The sequence below is a fragment of the [Scytonema hofmanni] UTEX 2349 genome, assembly GCF_000582685.1.
GTDB lineage: Bacteria > Cyanobacteriota > Cyanobacteriia > Cyanobacteriales > Nostocaceae > Hassallia > Hassallia hofmanni.
The window spans coordinates 957688-973830 of the sequence record NZ_KK073768.1 but is presented as its reverse complement, the minus strand read 5'-3'; the positions used below and the strand labels follow the sequence as shown (position 1 = coordinate 973830).

Annotated in this window: 19 protein-coding genes and 2 pseudogenes; 9 read left to right on the top strand and 12 right to left on the bottom strand. The window is 42.2% G+C overall.

Features of this window, described 5'->3' with window-relative positions; genetic code table 11:
- On the top strand, window positions 1-551 hold a 551-nt coding region (locus TOL9009_RS38680), incomplete at its 5' end, for a transposase (protein WP_186227520.1).
- A 109-nt stretch (window positions 552-660) separates the two neighbouring features.
- Window positions 661-885 (top strand): annotated as a pseudogene (locus tag TOL9009_RS49175) (IS630 family transposase); the annotation flags it as partial.
- A gap of 145 nt (window positions 886-1030) precedes the next feature.
- Here TOL9009_RS49175 and TOL9009_RS0109345 read toward each other — a convergent pair.
- Complete coding sequence (locus TOL9009_RS0109345; RefSeq protein ID WP_029632568.1) at window positions 1031-1453, bottom strand: type II toxin-antitoxin system VapC family toxin; 423 nt, start codon at window positions 1451-1453, stop codon at window positions 1031-1033.
- Window positions 1446-1700 (bottom strand): YlcI/YnfO family protein, encoded by a 255-nt coding sequence (locus tag TOL9009_RS0109340; RefSeq protein WP_029632567.1) that lies wholly within the window; start codon window positions 1698-1700, stop codon window positions 1446-1448. The genes TOL9009_RS0109345 and TOL9009_RS0109340 overlap by 8 nt, the downstream gene beginning before the upstream one ends.
- A gap of 283 nt (window positions 1701-1983) precedes the next feature.
- Between TOL9009_RS0109340 and TOL9009_RS0109335 the strand changes: the two genes are divergently transcribed.
- Together TOL9009_RS0109335 and TOL9009_RS0109330 are read left to right on the top strand one after the other, a co-directional pair.
- On the top strand, window positions 1984-2445 hold the full coding sequence (locus TOL9009_RS0109335) for a YbjN domain-containing protein (protein ID WP_029632566.1): 462 nt from the start codon (window positions 1984-1986) through the stop codon (window positions 2443-2445).
- Window positions 2446-2472: 27 nt separating this feature from the next.
- A complete protein-coding gene (locus TOL9009_RS0109330) occupies window positions 2473-3198 on the top strand; it encodes a lipoate--protein ligase family protein (RefSeq protein ID WP_029632565.1) in 726 nt (241 codons plus the stop codon).
- A gap of 239 nt (window positions 3199-3437) precedes the next feature.
- Here TOL9009_RS0109330 and TOL9009_RS0109325 read toward each other — a convergent pair whose 3' ends face one another.
- Window positions 3438-3677: a hypothetical protein gene (locus TOL9009_RS0109325; protein ID WP_029632564.1), complete on the bottom strand. Its 240-nt coding sequence runs from the start codon at window positions 3675-3677 to the stop codon at window positions 3438-3440.
- 56 nt (window positions 3678-3733) lie between these two features.
- Complete coding sequence (locus tag TOL9009_RS0109320) at window positions 3734-3946, bottom strand: chlorophyll a/b-binding protein (RefSeq protein ID WP_029632563.1); 213 nt, start codon at window positions 3944-3946, stop codon at window positions 3734-3736.
- A 229-nt stretch (window positions 3947-4175) separates the two neighbouring features.
- On the opposite strand from TOL9009_RS0109320, the gene cbiD reads away from it, so the two are divergent.
- Entirely contained in the window at window positions 4176-5252 is a 1077-nt protein-coding gene (gene cbiD / locus TOL9009_RS0109315) for a cobalt-precorrin-5B (C(1))-methyltransferase CbiD (RefSeq protein ID WP_029632562.1), read from the top strand.
- 184 nt (window positions 5253-5436) lie between these two features.
- On the opposite strand, the gene TOL9009_RS0109310 is transcribed toward cbiD, so the two are convergent.
- The 6 genes and pseudogenes from TOL9009_RS0109310 to TOL9009_RS38675 form a co-directional block, all read right to left on the bottom strand.
- Window positions 5437-6408, bottom strand: a complete 972-nt coding sequence (locus TOL9009_RS0109310) for a cyanophycinase (protein WP_398344921.1) — start codon at window positions 6406-6408, stop codon at window positions 5437-5439.
- A 151-nt stretch (window positions 6409-6559) separates the two neighbouring features.
- Entirely contained in the window at window positions 6560-7747 is a 1188-nt protein-coding gene (locus TOL9009_RS0109305; protein WP_029632560.1) for a glycosyltransferase family 4 protein, read from the bottom strand.
- A 257-nt stretch (window positions 7748-8004) separates the two neighbouring features.
- The gene (locus TOL9009_RS45395; protein WP_186227519.1) at window positions 8005-8295 is read right to left on the bottom strand and encodes a hypothetical protein; all 291 of its coding nucleotides are present in this window, start codon (window positions 8293-8295) and stop codon (window positions 8005-8007) included.
- Between the two features lie 29 nt (window positions 8296-8324).
- On the bottom strand, window positions 8325-9953 hold the full coding sequence (locus TOL9009_RS0109300; protein WP_029632559.1) for a DUF2079 domain-containing protein: 1629 nt from the start codon (window positions 9951-9953) through the stop codon (window positions 8325-8327).
- A 533-nt stretch (window positions 9954-10486) separates the two neighbouring features.
- Window positions 10487-10720, bottom strand: coding sequence for a hypothetical protein (locus tag TOL9009_RS0109295; protein ID WP_029632558.1), 234 nt, complete (start codon window positions 10718-10720; stop codon window positions 10487-10489).
- Window positions 10721-10748: 28 nt separating this feature from the next.
- A pseudogene (locus TOL9009_RS38675) lies at window positions 10749-11259 on the bottom strand (Uma2 family endonuclease).
- Window positions 11260-11268: 9 nt separating this feature from the next.
- Here TOL9009_RS38675 and TOL9009_RS45390 point away from each other — a divergent pair.
- Together TOL9009_RS45390 and TOL9009_RS0109285 are read left to right on the top strand one after the other, a co-directional pair.
- Window positions 11269-11481, top strand: a complete 213-nt coding sequence (locus tag TOL9009_RS45390; protein ID WP_144238191.1) for a hypothetical protein — start codon at window positions 11269-11271, stop codon at window positions 11479-11481.
- A gap of 14 nt (window positions 11482-11495) precedes the next feature.
- On the top strand, window positions 11496-12311 hold the full coding sequence (locus TOL9009_RS0109285) for a DUF1838 domain-containing protein (RefSeq protein ID WP_029632557.1): 816 nt from the start codon (window positions 11496-11498) through the stop codon (window positions 12309-12311).
- 449 nt (window positions 12312-12760) lie between these two features.
- On the opposite strand, the gene TOL9009_RS0109280 is transcribed toward TOL9009_RS0109285, so the two are convergent.
- Complete coding sequence (locus tag TOL9009_RS0109280; RefSeq protein WP_029632556.1) at window positions 12761-13927, bottom strand: cysteine desulfurase family protein; 1167 nt, start codon at window positions 13925-13927, stop codon at window positions 12761-12763.
- A 5-nt stretch (window positions 13928-13932) separates the two neighbouring features.
- Window positions 13933-14559, bottom strand: a complete 627-nt coding sequence (locus TOL9009_RS0109275; RefSeq protein WP_029632555.1) for a hypothetical protein — start codon at window positions 14557-14559, stop codon at window positions 13933-13935.
- Between the two features lie 207 nt (window positions 14560-14766).
- Between TOL9009_RS0109275 and TOL9009_RS0109270 the strand changes: the two genes are divergently transcribed.
- On the top strand, window positions 14767-15618 hold the full coding sequence (locus TOL9009_RS0109270) for an FAD-binding domain-containing protein (protein ID WP_029632554.1): 852 nt from the start codon (window positions 14767-14769) through the stop codon (window positions 15616-15618).
- A 37-nt stretch (window positions 15619-15655) separates the two neighbouring features.
- Complete coding sequence (locus TOL9009_RS0109265) at window positions 15656-16072, top strand: DNA polymerase (RefSeq protein ID WP_029632553.1); 417 nt, start codon at window positions 15656-15658, stop codon at window positions 16070-16072.
- The last annotated feature ends 71 nt before the right edge of the window (window positions 16073-16143 follow it).

Sequence of the window (16143 nt, the reverse complement as noted above, 5' to 3'; positions counted from 1 at the left end):
GAGAGCAATGGTGCATCCCACAAATTAGTTCAGAATTTGTAGCTCGGATGGAGGATGTACTTGATTTATACGCTCAACCAGTAGACCCAGAGCGCCCATTGGTTTGTTTTGATGAAAAATTATGCGTTCTGATCTCTGATGTTCATGAACGGATACCAGCAACACCCAAAATAGAAGATAAATCAGGGAAAATTGAAAAGCAAGATTACGGATACGAGCGAGAGGGGACTTCTAATTTATTTGCATTCTTTGCTCCATATTTAGGTTGGAGACATATTAAAGTTACAGAACGCCGTACCAAAGTCGATTTTGCTCATTGTATGAAAGAGTTAGTTGATGTTCATTTTCCGGAAGCAGAAGTAATTAAATTAGTAATGGATAATTTAAACACTCACACGATTGGTGCCCTATATGAAGTATTTGAGCCATCTGAAGCTAGACGAATTGCGAAAAAATTAGAGATTCACCGGGAAAGGCAGAGGGCAGAAGGCAGGAGGCAGAAGGAATGTATAAGTGTCCTCTGCCCACGACTGAAAGGAGTAAGGGTCTGAAGCCCCTCCCAAATGCAACGATATTGGGAGCCTCCAATTGGGAGGGGTCACAATCCCCTCCCAATTGGTTCCTTCTGCCCTCAGCACGAATGCCTTCTGCCTTCTTGAACACACCCCGAAACATGGTAGTTGGTTAAATATGGTTGAATGTGAGTTATCCGTACTTGCACGCCAATGCCTTGGACGAAGAATTTCAAATATTGAGACATTAGAAAAAGAGGTTTCAATTTGGGAAAATAATCGCAACTTCGAGCGAGTTTGTGTTAATTGGCGCTTTCGTATAGATGATGCGAGAATTAAACTTTCACGAATCTATCCAACCCATCAAAATTAATGACATAGACTACTAGTAGTTCATGTCATAAGTTTTGAGGGGTTTCAACTTAGCAAAATAATTGATTTTTAAGGCTTTGGAAATTTGATTACCCATCAGAATTAATGACATAGACTACTCGGTCTAACGTACTTCATTTGAAGATTTATGGTTCCAGTTTCTGCACATAGGCTGGACAAGGTGTAAGCGTATTGAGCAAAGATTCGTCTGCTGTCCAGAATTGGGCAGATTCTAGCTCCGCAACTGCCAAAAAAGCAGCATCATAGAGAGTTGCCAAGGAGAACTGTTGGGCGATCGCCCATGTTTTTGCTCGAATAGCATTGTTATCCAGGTAGTCAACAGGCATTTGGCAGAAGTCATCATAAAACCCCTCTGCCTGTGCTACGGTAATTGCCCCCAACCTTACTTTTTTTCGCAACACTGAGCCAACTTCCGTCCATGCAAATGCTGGAGCAACCAAACGCTCATTCGATGTCAGCAAGGGAAGGATCAAATTCCTCGCTTGGGGTTGCAGTGTTTCAGGTACAAGATAAGGAATCCAAAGACTGGTATCGATACACTTAGTCACGCCGTCCCTCACCAGCTCGAAGCTGACGAATCAAGTCCACAGAACTTGATTGAATCCCTGTTTTGGCTTCTATTTGGGCACTACGAGCCACAATGCGCTGATGTGCTGCCAGACTTCGCCGTCGTCGCACCTCGCGGGCGATCGCTTCAACAATCATCTCGTTAAAAGACTCACTGCCCTCTCGAAACTGCCTTGCTTGCTCAAGCAGATCGGCAGGAATGCGGATAGTTACAGCTTCTCGCTCCATAGTTGCAGCTTATGTAATCATAAAATGATATCATATGTTGTAACTATTTTCTGAATTAGTCGGCTAATGTCCTTGACGATATGGCTGAAAAATCAAGGGTGCGATCGCTCTCATAAGTTCAGTAGACCAAATGCAGGAAAGCGATCGCTGTAGGCGGACTTCGTTTGTATAGCCCCAGACTTCCAGTCTGAGGGTGCGTCAAAGCAATTTTTACCTTAACCTTGTCTACAAGTTATAAAGTATGTCTAGATGAAACCATAAAGTTATTGAGGCAAAAATCTGTATGACAAGCTACCAAACAAATCAAGAAGCGATCGCTACTGAAGAAACCACCATCAACCATGTGGAAATAATCGAAAATGTCATTGATACCCTAGAACAAGATGACAGTGCGATGGTTAACCACAACGCAGAAGGTGGTATTTTGTGGAAATTTAAATACGGTAGTGTGGAAGTGTTTGTCCAACTCGCCGGCAATACCGATGAAGACACTTTAACCGTTTGGTCTGTGGTGTTAAAGTTACCCGCCAAAGATGAACCGAACTTGATGCGCCGGCTATTGGAAATGAACTGCTCTAGCACTTTTGAAGCTCGTTTTGGTATTATTGAAAATCAAGTAGTTGTCATAGCCATACGCACTCTCGCGGATTTGTCTGCTGGGGAAGCTTCCCGTTTAATTACCATTGTGGCAAGTATCGCTGATAACAATGATGATGCTTTACAAGCTGAGTTTGGTCTAAGTTAAAGGATTTTTAACCGCAGATGAACGCAGATGGACGCGGATAATAAGCAGGTTTGGCGACTAATTCCGCTATTAGAAGCACCGGGACAAGTGCAGATGGCTATTGATGGCTGGTTGTTGCAGCAGCATATTTTGGGACATCCGTCAAGTCTGCGGTTTTATACTTGGTCGCCACCTGCCATTTCTTTAGGCTATCATCAACGTCAATATCCCGCATATTGGCAAGATATTCTTTGGCAAGGTGAAAAACTAGAATTGGTGCGGCGTCCTACAGGTGGACGTGCTGTGTTGCATCAAGGTGATTTAACTTATGCTGTTGTGACATCTGGACTCAATGGGAGTCGTATTCAGATGTATGAAAAAATTTGTGAGTTTTTAATTCAAGGATGGCGATCGCTTGACGTAGAATTACACTACGGTACCGCAGGACGCGGTTACATTCACAACCCTAACTGTTTTGGCACTGCAACTAGTGCAGATTTAGTTACAGTTGATAATTGCAAACTCATCGGTAGCGCTCAACTGCGACGTGGCAAGGCAATTTTACAACATGGTTCAATACGCTTGCAACCGAATCCAGAATTGTTTGCAACTGTATTTGGTGCAGAATCTTTTACTTCTGTGCAACTTCCTCAAAATCTAACTAGAGAAACAATTATTGCTGCTTTGGTTGCTGCTGCTATTAATTGTTTTAATATTCAATTAGTTTTGCAACCTTTATCAGAGGATGAGTGGCAACAGATTTTGGCTAAATAGATGATTTTATTAACGTTTCTAAATAGACATAAGCGTGGAAAAGATGTACAGACGTTAATAAAAATATCGCAACCCTCGTAGAGACGTTCCGGCGGAACGTCTTTACGGCGGAACGTCTCTACGCCGGAACGTCTTTACAGTATATGTAATTTGTCTGACATGATATAAGTCCTGTAAAAAAAAAGTCCTAGTTGCAAAAACCAGAACTTTGATACACATTAAAAGATGGACAGAAAGTCTTATGCCATATGGATGAAAGCACCTGCTAAAAGAGAACCTGTTGCACCAATAGCAATTAATAAATAGGTGAAGAATTTGCCAAGTTCAGGGTTTAGTCCTAATACTTTATCTTCTTTCCCGGCAGTGAAAAACAATGACCAAGCTTGATTTACATTGATTTTTTCAAAGCTGTTGAAATCAGGTCTAAATACAACGGGTCCAAGTAAATCTTTTTTAGGAAAGTCAAAATCAGTTCTCATTGTGTTTCTCCAAATTTAATTTAAGTTTTTTTGTTGATATCTGCGTAGCTAGAAATTTACAGGATTGTCAACCAAGCGATCGCACCATGTCCGGTGAATACTTCGATAGCGATGAGTGCAACAAAGCCAATCATTGCTAAACGACCATTCAGCTTTTCTGCATACTCGGTGAAACCAAAGCCTGGGTTTTGGTCTACGTACATCTTCGGCTCAATGGCGTAATTATTTAGTCGGTTTTGTTCTTCTACTACATAGCTGCGTGATGTCATGGTTTTTTTCCTTAAATTTGTTTCCTTGTTAAACAATGTAACACTATGTAAAGAAAATTTGCAACAACTTGACAAAAATATATTCTTATGAATTTCATAAGATGTGTTTAATAGTGGCAAAATTAAGATAAGACTTACGCAACGTCATGGAAAAACAAACCTCGTAGAGACGTTCCGGTGGAACGTCTTTAAATTGACTATAAGAATATTTGTTGGTTTCAAAGATAAAATGGCGCGTAAAGGTTACACTCTCCCGGTTTTCGCTGTTGCTGCGGCAAAGGCTGCTTTGGTGCATTTACAAAATGGCACGGATGTGATATTGTCACTGACGTTAGATTTGCTTGGTGAAAGTGCAGAAATTTTAGTTGAGCAAGTCGCTGGTTTAGAATCAACGAGTGCGTTGGCGATCGCTTTGTCTGACCCAGGTGATAATTTGGATTTGACGAGGAATACTCCGATTTGGGCATGGGTGAAGTTATTACCACGACAAGATGAGGCTTTGGTTTTAGAAGCCGGTGAGGGATTGGGGAAAACGGCAGCGGGGGAAGCTGCTATTTATAGTTATGCTCGACGGCTTTTTGAAGCGAATTTGTTACCGCTAATTCCTGAAGATAAAACTGCGATCGTGCGGATTATCCTTCCCGAAGGTCGTCAACTCGCTCAACGTACATCTAATGCAGCTTTTGGTATTTTAGAGGGTTTGGCGTTGTTGGGAACTAGTGGGATTTCTCAACCGATGAGTGCTGCTGACCACTTGGAAGAATTTCGTGCTATTTTGCAAGAGAAAGTGCAGCGTTTTCCCAACTTGGTATTTTGTATTGGTAGCAATGGTTATTCTGTAGCGCAGCGTTTAGGGATTCCAGAAGAAATGATTGTTTCAACGGGAAATTGGCTCGGTGCAATGCTGGTAGAAGCGGGACTTTATCAAGCTGAATCGGTGTTGTTGTTGGGATATCAAGGAAAGTTGATTAAGCTTGCTGGGGGAATTTTTAATACTTCAAGTCATTTGGCAGATGCTAAGTTAGAAATTATTGCAGCTGCTGTTGCTCTTCAAGGTGATATTTCCGCAGTTCGGGCAATTTTGCAACTGAAGACGGCTGATGAAGCGTATAAAAAGTTGGTGGAACTGAAGTTAGCAGATGTGGTGTTTGCTGCTTTGGCTGAAAAGATTAGTCAGAAGGCAGAGAATTACGTGAAAAAGTATGCAGATAACTCTTTGAAAGTAGGGGTGATTTTATTTGACCGTCAAGGTAAAATCATTAGTGAGGATACCAAGACTAGAGAATTGCTCGATCTTTATTCGTAATGAAAGCTGGATGCTTCAGCCATTGGCAACTCCGAAAAACCTTGTCATTTTCTTCAGTCCTCGTAGAGACGTTCCCCCGGAACGTCTCTACGAGGGTTATTTAATAGACATCGACCGAATTCAATTATGCGTTGGTACACATATTGTAGAGACGTTCCGCCGGAATGTCTCTACATCTTTTCCACTAGTATGGATCTGAATCTATTCGCCCTCTTTTGACGCTCCTGAGATAATATCCTGTTGTTGGTCTGTTTTTCAAGTTGAATGTGTTGCCGCTGTTAACTTTCCAGATTTTGTAGTTGGAGTAGGTTAGAGGAGTTCGCTTTTTGCAGACTTCAGGAGTGCGATCGCCTAGTATAAAGTACGCGGGACCTCTACCCATCACTTTTACTCTGCCGTTTTTCTCGACAACCACCGATGTATCTTCGCTAACTGCTATCCCCAAAGCACTTTTAGCTACACCATCTTTGATTTGACGAGCGATGAAAGCCATTATCCTACCCATTCTTTCGCGTTTGTAAAAGTGGGTGTCTACAATGGTTCCTCTCAGATTTTCCCAGGAAAAAAAGTTATAGGTAAAGTTTACATCTCGATAAGGATCTGCGAGTGCGTCTTCAGTTTCAACTCTGTTTGCACAAGCGTTGTAAACAAAGTCACTTTGAATCATCGCTCCCGCACTCGTTCCCCCAATACCGCCTCCCCTAGCGTAAACTGATTCTACAGCAGTTTCCAGCTTGGTATTTTTCAAGTTGCGGATGTATTTACACTGGTCGCCACCTGCAAAGAAAATCACTTCGGCATTTTCAACTTTGTTGACAATATCAGGGTTGTTTGCATCTTTGCGTTTGGTAATTACGAAAGTCTGCACCGAGTCCACACCTTTCATCTGGTAAATTGGCTGATTGTAACTGTCATCCCCAGAAGCGCGGAGGACAACTACATCAACCTTGGTAGCGCAGTTAGTACATCCCCTGACTCGGTTAATCATCCACTGAATAGCTTCATCGACATCGGGACCACCTCCACCCAAATTAAAGACAGGACCCTGCAAAGAAGGATTGACATTGGCAGGGTTGCCCTTTAAATAGGGTGTTACCTTCGCTTCAACAGGCAATATTGAGGCGATCGCTATTATCCAGACCAGCCTGAGGGCAATCTTAAACAATGTATACTAATTGTTGGTTGATAGTTGATGGTTGTTAGTTGATGATTGTTAGTTGATGATTGTTAGTTGATGGTTGTCCAAAATTACTCTTAATCTTTAACCACTAACCACTAACCACTAACCACTATCAACTAACCACTAACTACCATACAACGGAACTTCGCTCTTTAACTGTCCGCTGATATACATCCTCTGTTTGCTTGCTTATTTTAGACCAGCTAAAGCGTTTTTCTAAATCCTCATAAGCATTATCCACTAACCATTGGCGATAACCTGGATTTTTCAACACTTCTAATATTCCCCAAGCTAGAGAATCTGGATTGTTAACCCAGGTCACAATACCTGTTTTTGTGTGTTGCACGACTTCGGGAAATCCACCAGTATTAGAAACGACTACCGGAACGCGAGAGGCAAAGCTTTCTAACGCAACAATACCAAAGGGTTCGTAAAGACTAGGAAAAACGGCACAGTCAGCGATGGTTTGAAATTTATCCAAGTATTCATCGGACATAAAGCCGGTAAAATAACACTTGTGGGCAATTCCCAAATCCCAAGCTTGACGTTTAAGATGGTCGGTATTGCCACCACCAATAATGACAAACTTGACGTAACCACCCATTTGTGAAAGTATCTTCGGTGCTGCATTTAGCAATCCGGAAACGTTTTTTTCATAGGTCATGCGACCGACGTAATAAACAATTTTCTCATTGTCGTCGGCAAATTGACGGCGAAAATCTTGAGCGTGAAAACTTTGATGATGTTGTTTCTTTTCTGGTCTAATACCGTTATAGATAACATCGATTTTATCCCAAGGACTGTGAAGCGCTCGTTCAACTTCTCGTCGCATGTAGTCGGTACAAACGATAATCCGCCAAGCGTTGAAAGCAAGTAGGTTTTCTTTGCGACTAATATAATGGTGGGTAGGAGTGTGAATACCATTGTGGCGTCCGAATTCGGTCGCGTGGATTGTAGCAATTAACGGTACTTTAAAGGTATTCTTGAGAGCGATCGCAGCATCCCCAACTAACCAATCATGAGCATGGATAATATCAAACGAACCATCTTCTAGCATCAACTTACCGCCGTGATGCCCCATGCTGTCATTTAAGTTGACTACCCAGTGGAAAAAGTCGTTACTACCAGCCACCGGCACGCGATGTATATGCACTCCATCCACTATCTCATACATCGGTGCCTGACCAAACTCCACTGTAATTAAGTGGACTTCATGTCCTAATTTAACTATTTCCGGGTACAACTCCGCTACATGACGCGCAATTCCTCCCACAATGCGGGGTGGAAACTCCCAACTTAATACTAATATCTTCATCAACTAAACTCCATGATTCTTTACCGAAAATTTGGGGTCTAAAGCCCCGTCCTTATAGGACGGCTTTTCTGATATACTAAGCGGAGTGGTAAGGTAATTAACCACTTAAAAAACCTAGCTGTCGAAAGACAAAGCGCTGAACCTTGAAAACTGAATCTATGCGGTTCTACTGCATTTTTCTAGACTCCACCTCGCAGTAGGTAAAAGATTCAGAGGGGCTAGACAAACAGTTTTTTTGAAGCGAATTTGCTTCAAAATCAAACAGGACTTGCTTCAAATGCAAATAGGGTAGGGCATACCCGAATTAACGCTTGGGGAGAATCCCACCTCTGGGTTAGAGACTGCAAGGAATCTAATTTAAGTGGTTTCGTTGAGCCAAGAATCCCCGTGCGTTCACGCCGGGGAGTGTCAAATTTACAAATATCCAAAAATATAACTAGGGAATGGGGCATTGGGCATCGGGCATCGGGCATTGGGCATTGGGCATGGGGCATGGGGCATGGGGCATGGGGCATGGGGCATCGGGAAAAAAGAACTATTTGCCTCATCTCCCCCTGCCTCCTCTGCCTCCCCTGCCTCAACTCCCCACTTCTTTGCGAAAGTCTAACCAAGCAGATGAAGCTTCCTCTTTTGAGATGGCAGATTTTTTCAGTAGGATAACACCATCTTCAAAGCCAATGATGCCATATTCTTGATTAGCGGTCAGCTGGTCAATGAGTTGGATAAACTCTTGCTCTTGAGCGCGATCGCTTTTGAAAGCTGGTGCATATTGCTGTAATTGCCACAAATCGGCGATCGCATAATCTACCTTTATCACCTCCCGCGCATCATTTCTTAACTCTAATTTCGGTAAGCGGAGAATTTCCCGACGGCTGGAAAGATGCGGTACAAGATAAGTACTAGCAGACACGCTCGCATCAGAAGGAATTTGCGCTAATAAAGAACGAAATTGTCCTACATGATGCCATTGTTGAGGGAGCGATACATATACCCAAGGTTTGACTGCATCAGGAATCAGAAAATAAAAGGTTCGATTTGGGTTCGATGTAAAGCTAAAAAACAAAGAAAGACAAATACAACCCACCCAAAAGCGACGAAATGAAGGTTTAAAGGCTTTCGGATGTTGCGACCACCAGATAATTGCCCCGTAAAATAGTCCAGGAACTACCGTCATCGCATAGCGAATTGTAATTGCTAAAACCGAATCGCCTTTACCTAAAAATAATTTTAACAGAGGAAAACCAGCGATTGCCCAAGATGCCGGCGCAACAGCAGGGACAAAAGCCAAAGGCAACCATTGACCAAGTAAATACTTAATTGTTCTATCTACTGGTGTGACAAGTTCTACTAGCAATCGAATTGGGTTGCTAACGATTCCCCAAATAATTTCCACTGTAGAAGCTTCATCACCATCTGCATATTGTCCAAACCGCTCCATCATAAACCGCTGGGAAATATCTTGAGAAAACAGCGGCATAATCAAATTAGTCAGAACCAGCATATACCCAAAACTCAGCGTACACACAGCAAGTCCAGCACGGGAAAAGCGTTTACTTAAAATCATGTAAATCCCAACCCCAAACAATCCTACACCGCTATCTTCCCGCACTGCCAAAGTTAACACTGCTAGCACCCAAAATAGACGCCACCAGCGTTTTTCCATTGCTAGCAGCAACCCAAAGATAAATAGGGGAATCTGACAAATGTCATGAAAGTTGGATAAAGTTGGACCTATAACGGCATTTGCAGCGTAATAGCTAGTAGTTATTATTACTGCTAATGGTGGTTCTAAATATTGTCGTGCCAATACATACAACACCAAACCAGCAGCAGTAATCAGCGTCACTTGGATAACCGTTAAAGTTGCTGGGGAGGGAAACAACGCATATATAGGTAGCCAAAGTAACAACGCTGGTGTAAAGTGTTGACCTAGCCGATGGTAATAAACTGTCGGGATTTCTCCAGCGTGAACGACATTTGTTGAAAGACTTGAAGACAGAGAACTTTGAAAAAAGCGTCCGTGGAGGTTATTCCAAAAAACTTGGTTAAAAATGCCTTGATCGAATGAGGCGTAAAAACTGTAATATCGATGCAGGGTAAATATTAGACAAAGAACAAAGAATATGACAGCCACTGGCAAGATTGGGCGTAAACTATTGCCTACACTCATCTTCAGCTTTTCGATTTTATGCAACTTTAACAACATCACTCACTCACCCTGATTTTGGCAAACGGGGGAAATATTTATTGTAGAACGTGAGTACCTCACTTGAACTGCAATAATCGTAAAGCTACGGAGTATGTTTGTTAAAGATTGCCTAAATTAAAATTTGTGAGGAATGAGCGCAAAGACTCTTCTAAACTCTTATTTTTCTGCGTTTGATAACGAACGCTAGGAATTATATCATGTCCGGGCAATTAAGCAAACAGACCCGGAACCCCACCCTGCCAAAGCTGCGCTTTGGCTCCCCTCCCCGCAAGCGGGGAGGGGTTGGGGGTGGGGTTCTTTTATTATGGGTAAGCTATTTGATAACGAACGCTAGGAATTACATCATGTCCGGGCAATTAAGCAAACAGACCCGGAACCCTACCCCGCCAAAGCTGCGCTTTAGCTCCCCTCCCCCTCCGGGTTCGCCACTTCGACGGGACGGAAACCGACACCGCCGAGTGGACTCACCGCAAGCGGGGAGGGGTTGGGGGTGGGGTTCTTTTATTATGGGTAAGCTACCGGACATGATATTAAAGAAAGGCAAGCCGATACAATGCCAATGCAACCCCATGCAATGCCAATGCAACCCGATACAATGCGATTGGATCGCGATGCAATGCCAATGCAACCCGATCCAATGCCATTGCATCCCGATACAATGCCATTGTGACTCGATGCAATGCCAATGCAACCCGATGCAATGCCAATGCAACCCGATCCAATGCCATTGCATCCCGATACAATGCCAATGCAACCCGATGCATTTAAAAACGCTACGCTTTTACACGGCTCCTAAGTTAAAATTTGTGTTAAATCCAAGACAAATCCCGGCAGAACATCTTCACCTGATAAACTAGCAGGCGATGTCTCCGACGGGCTACGCCTACGCAAAATTTCCACATCTTGTCCTGGACGGTATATTTCTACCCCTTGGTTTTGAGGATCAATTAGCCAACCCAAACGCACACCACAGTTAATATACTCCTGCATTTTTTGTCGTAAAGTCTGTAACGTATCACTTGCAGAGCGTAATTCTACGGCAAAATCAGGAGCAAGTGGCATAAATCGTGCCGGATTTGGGGTCAAAAGCTAATCCTGTACCATCAGCATCTGCCCATAGCTCTAAGCGAGCTGATAGTTTAATATTTCGATTCCCACTTTCCCAACCTGTTGGAGGCATAATAATTAATTCTCCCTCAAAGCTGCGCTCAAAGCGTAAATCTCGATTATTCTGGCAGAGTTGGAAGAATTGCTCATCTGTTAACTCAATGACAGGATATAAGTTAACGGTAAGGGCAGTCATAGTTGCTTTTTGAGGAATGCTAACTGTAGCCTAGCACTAGGGGGAATAATCATGGCGATCGCATACACTCTTGTAATATTATTGCCCTTTGTCTTGATCAAAATGAGCGCTCTCATCGCTCACTACGGTAAAGACGTTCCGATGGAACGTCTCTACTATATAATGTGTCAGTTGCGATCGCATCGAGATGACACTACCCTTTTCCCCTCTAACCTCACATAGCAAGGAGCCAAAAAATGGTTGCCGAAACTCAAGAATTTGATGCTCAAGCATGGGTAAAGACTCGTTCTTCCCTCGATCCGACGAAATCAACATTTTTAGTCTGGAAAGGTGCAATTTATGCCTTTATACCAGGTGAAAAGAAAAAACTTCTCTTTCAAATACTTGGTGTGAGTGTAAGTAGATGTATTCCCACAAAAGATGATAGCTGGGAATTTACCTCTAGAGAACTGACTTACTACCTCGACCCAAAGACAAATGAAATTGTGCAAAAATGGGAAAATCCTTGGACGGGGGAGAAAGTGCCGGTGATGCATGTTGCCAATAGTCCTGTACAAGGTAAGTTTAAAGGTCAGTTTCCAGCGCAAGTAGATGGTGAGATTACAACCTTCGTATTTGACATATTTCCCACTTATCCCAATCCTCTGGCAGACGATCCAAAGTTTGCTGAATATTGCCCAAATCCAACTTATCAGGCAGCAGAGTTATTTAAAATCACCGTCCCCACCGCAGATTTATTAAACTCAGAATTATCCTCAGTTTCCCAACTTAGGTTGAGTTGGGATAGAATCGGTCAATGGCTTCCTTGGATGAAAATGGGAGCGCGTCCGGGTCATTTGATATACAGTGCTTACGGTAGCAAAGTCGATGGGTTAAGCGAGTTACCGCAACTGCTTCAAGATGAAATTAATACCCGCGTTCCTCTATATAGGAATGCACCAAAATCCTTTCTTGAAGGAGAAGATATGACATCGTGGTTGTATTTTCAACACAATTTTCAGGCTTACTTAGCGGGTGAAACTTTCCCGCTACCAGTAGGGGAAGAGTTATAAATTCCTAGTGAGGACTTCAGTCCTCAACTAATCAAGATAAGGACTGATATGATGTCCGCTCAAACAGCCATAATAAAATAACCCCTCCCCAACCCGGACTGCAAGCGGGGAGGGTGCTACAGGTGGGTGGGGTTCTTCATGAATTATGGGTGTACCCCCGGACATGGTATGAAGTCCTTACTACGAATAAAGATCGCTTTTAATAAATTCCTAGTGAGTACTTCAGTCCTCATATTATCAAGATAAGGACTGAAGTCCTGACGATGTATGAATCCGGATGTAAAGACGTTCCGCCGGAACGTCTCTACGATAGACATCTCCATAAATTAATGATGCGTTATCTGAAACCCTTGTAGAGACGTAGCAGTGCTACGTCTCTAGATTCATTTTCGGAGATGTCTAATATGTGTACCAACGCAGTGCATAATATAATTTATATGTGCGTTATTTCACACAAACGTTGCCTGCTTCCGCAAACTTTGCACCGTAGAAATAAAATGTTCCGCTACCCTATCAATTTCCTCTTGCGTATTAAACCTACCAATTCCAAACCGCACGGATGCATAAGCTAATTGTTCCGAATGTCCCAGCGCTGTGAGAACATGAGAAGGTGCAGTTGTGGCTGAAGAACAAGCAGATCCAGAAGAAACTGCCATTACAGGTTGCAATCCCAAGAGTAATGCAGAGCCATCAACTTTTTCAACACTGATATTTAAATTTCCTGGCAATCGTAGGGTAGGATGTCCGTTGAGGTGAATTCCTGGCAATTGGGAAAGTTGTTCCCATAATAAGAGGGTTAATTGTGTCAAGCGATCGCATTCTCTTTCCTGTTCTTCCAAACCGATTTCTACAGCTTTGCCAAATCCAACAATTTGCGGTGTATATAACGTACCAGAACGCATTCCCCGCTCATGTCCCCCACCATGTTGTTGTGCTGCGAGTTGTACTCTGGGATTGCGACGACGCACATATAGCGCACCGATACCCTTTGGACCATATACTTTGTGTGCTGTTAGCGACATCAAGTCAATTTTCATCCCTTGCACATCAAGGGGAATTTTGGCGATCGCTTGTGCAGCATCGGTGTGAAAAATAACTTCTTGACGACGACATAATTCACCAATTTCTGCTAACGGTTGCAAAACGCCAATTTCATTATTAGCAGCCATCACCGAAACTAAAATTGTATCAGGACGGAAAGCTTTTTCTAACTCATCTAAATTAATTATCCCGTCTTTTTCAACTGGAAGAATTGTAATTTCAAAACCAAGAGTTTTTAGATAGTTGCAAGGGTCAATAACTGCACTATGTTCGGTTGCAACAGTAATAATATGTTGCCCTTTTTGAAAGTAAGCTTCAGCAACACCTTTAATCGCTAAATTATTCGCTTCTGTTGCACCGCTGGTAAAGACAATTTCTTCAGGAGAAGCATTAATTGCCTCTGCCAAAATTTTCCGAGTTTGTTTAACTGCCGCTTCTGCTTCCCAACCATAAACATGACTAATACTAGAGGGATTTCCAAAGTGTTCAGTGAAGTAAGGTAGCATTGCTGCTAATACCCTTTCATCTACAGGAGTGGTAGCGTGACAATCGAGATATATAGGACGAAAAGACATAATTATTAAGTCAGAATTTGACCAAGATTTTTTAATATACTCAGAACTTTATACAGTTCATTTTCTCGCTTCAACAGCGTCAATTCATCAGACAAAGCATACTTTGGTACATCTTGCTTAGTTAGTTTCAGGAAAATAAAATTACTACCATTCATTACTAACCCAAAAGTAGGTTTTTCAGGGTGAGGATTACTCAACATATAAGCTAGGGCTTGGGGTATACCCATTATTAGAGAAAATCCAGCCCTTTTAGATTCGATAGTTAATAACCACAATTGTTGTTTTAGAACCAGCACATCAATGCGACCTCGGATAATTTCTTCCTCATCTTCCAAAGCAATTTGTATAGATTCTTCGGTATCAATATCAAAAGGAAGGCGATAAAATCCTGCTAAATCTAACAAGGGAGCTAGCACAACCAGTTTTACTAATTCTTCTAAAATACGCCGGCGCTTAACCAAGCTAAGATAATTAGTTTTAACTCGGTCTAGAGCCTGCTTTTCTAACTCAGTAATTTCTGGCAGATTATCAAACCACTCTGTAAAAAATTGGTCGCTGTCAGCTAGCTGTAGACCAAATTTGTCTTCTAAGTCAATGATGTTGAGGTTTTGAGCTTGGATGACTGTAACCATAGTTGATAAAATACTAGCTTTATTCATTATTATAATGTAGAGACATAGCACTGCTACGTCTTTACAAAGATTCTGGATAACGCATATTTAATTTGAACAACAAGATCCCCGACTTCTCATTTGAATAAAAAAAAATTATCTCATATGGTTGAGAGCGATCGCTTGCATTCATCCGCCATAATTATAAAGTCGTCAAATAGTTTACAAATGACCAATAACATGCAGCGCGACTTTACTAACCGCGAAGAGTTAGTAACTTACCTAAAAGAACAATTTCCAGACGCAGCACAACGAGATAATCATATCAGCGAAATTGTCGGCGGACGCAAAGCTGCCGACAAAGCGCTGCAAAAAGTAGACGCTGCACGCTACGCAAAAACACGTAACTTTTTCACAGGTGCAGTAACGCGACTTTCACCTTATATTCGTTATGGGGTTCTGAGTCTGCGAGAAATACGAGATTATGTCGTTGAGCAGACAGCAAACCCAGACGAAACAACTAAACTAATTAACGAGCTAGGCTGGCGCGACTATTGGCAGCGTTTATATGCCAAACTAGGGGATAATATCTGGCGAGACCAAGAAGAATATAAAACAGGCTATACCCCCGCAGATTACGCACCTGAATTACCACAAGACATCAAACAAAGCACCACACGCAGAGTTTGCATAGACAGCTTCAGCCGTGACTTACGCGAAACAGGCTACTTGCACAACCATGCACGCATGTGGATGGCAGCTTACATTGTCCACTGGCAGCGTATTCGTTGGCAAACTGGCGCAAAGTGGTTTTTAGAGCATTTATTAGATGGTGATCCTGCTAGCAACAATATGTCATGGCAATGGGTAGCCAGCACCTTTAGTCACAAACCTTATTTTTTCAACCGCGAAAATTTAGAACGTTACACCGAAAGCGTTTATTGTAAACAGTGTCCCCTTTACGGTCATTGTGACTTTGAAGGTAGTTATGAAGAAATTGAACAGAAGCTTTTTCCCAAAGGTGAATTTAACAAACAAGCTAACAGTCAAAGTTGGCAAAAAGGCAAAAAACGCCGTTAAAAATCTTGGTGGTTCGTTATTTAAAATCTAAAAACCAATGACTAAACCAATTATTTGGGTACATGGAGATTGTCTAAGTCCCCAAAACCCCGCACTAAAAGAATACCCCGACGCACCCGCAATTTGGGTTTGGGATGATGCTTTAATTGAAGAATGGCAATTAAGCCTGAAACGCCTCACTTTTATCTACGAATGCTTATTAGAATTACCCGTTGTCATTCGTCGTGGTGATGTAGCGCGAGAAGTTTTAGCTTTTGCCAAAGAGCATAATACTAACTTAGTTGTCACCGCAGAAAGTGTTAGCCCGCGTTTTGATATAATATGTAATGAAATTGAGAAAACTTTGGACTTGGAAATTTTTGAAGTAGAACCGTTTTTTGAATACGACGGCTATATCGACTTGAAGCGTTTCTCTCGCTATTGGAAAGTAGCTGAAAAATATGTGTTTGAATAAACGAATATATACTAGTACTCTGTCTCATAAGTTCTGATTGATTAGTTTGTTACCAAAACCCGCTCTGAGAC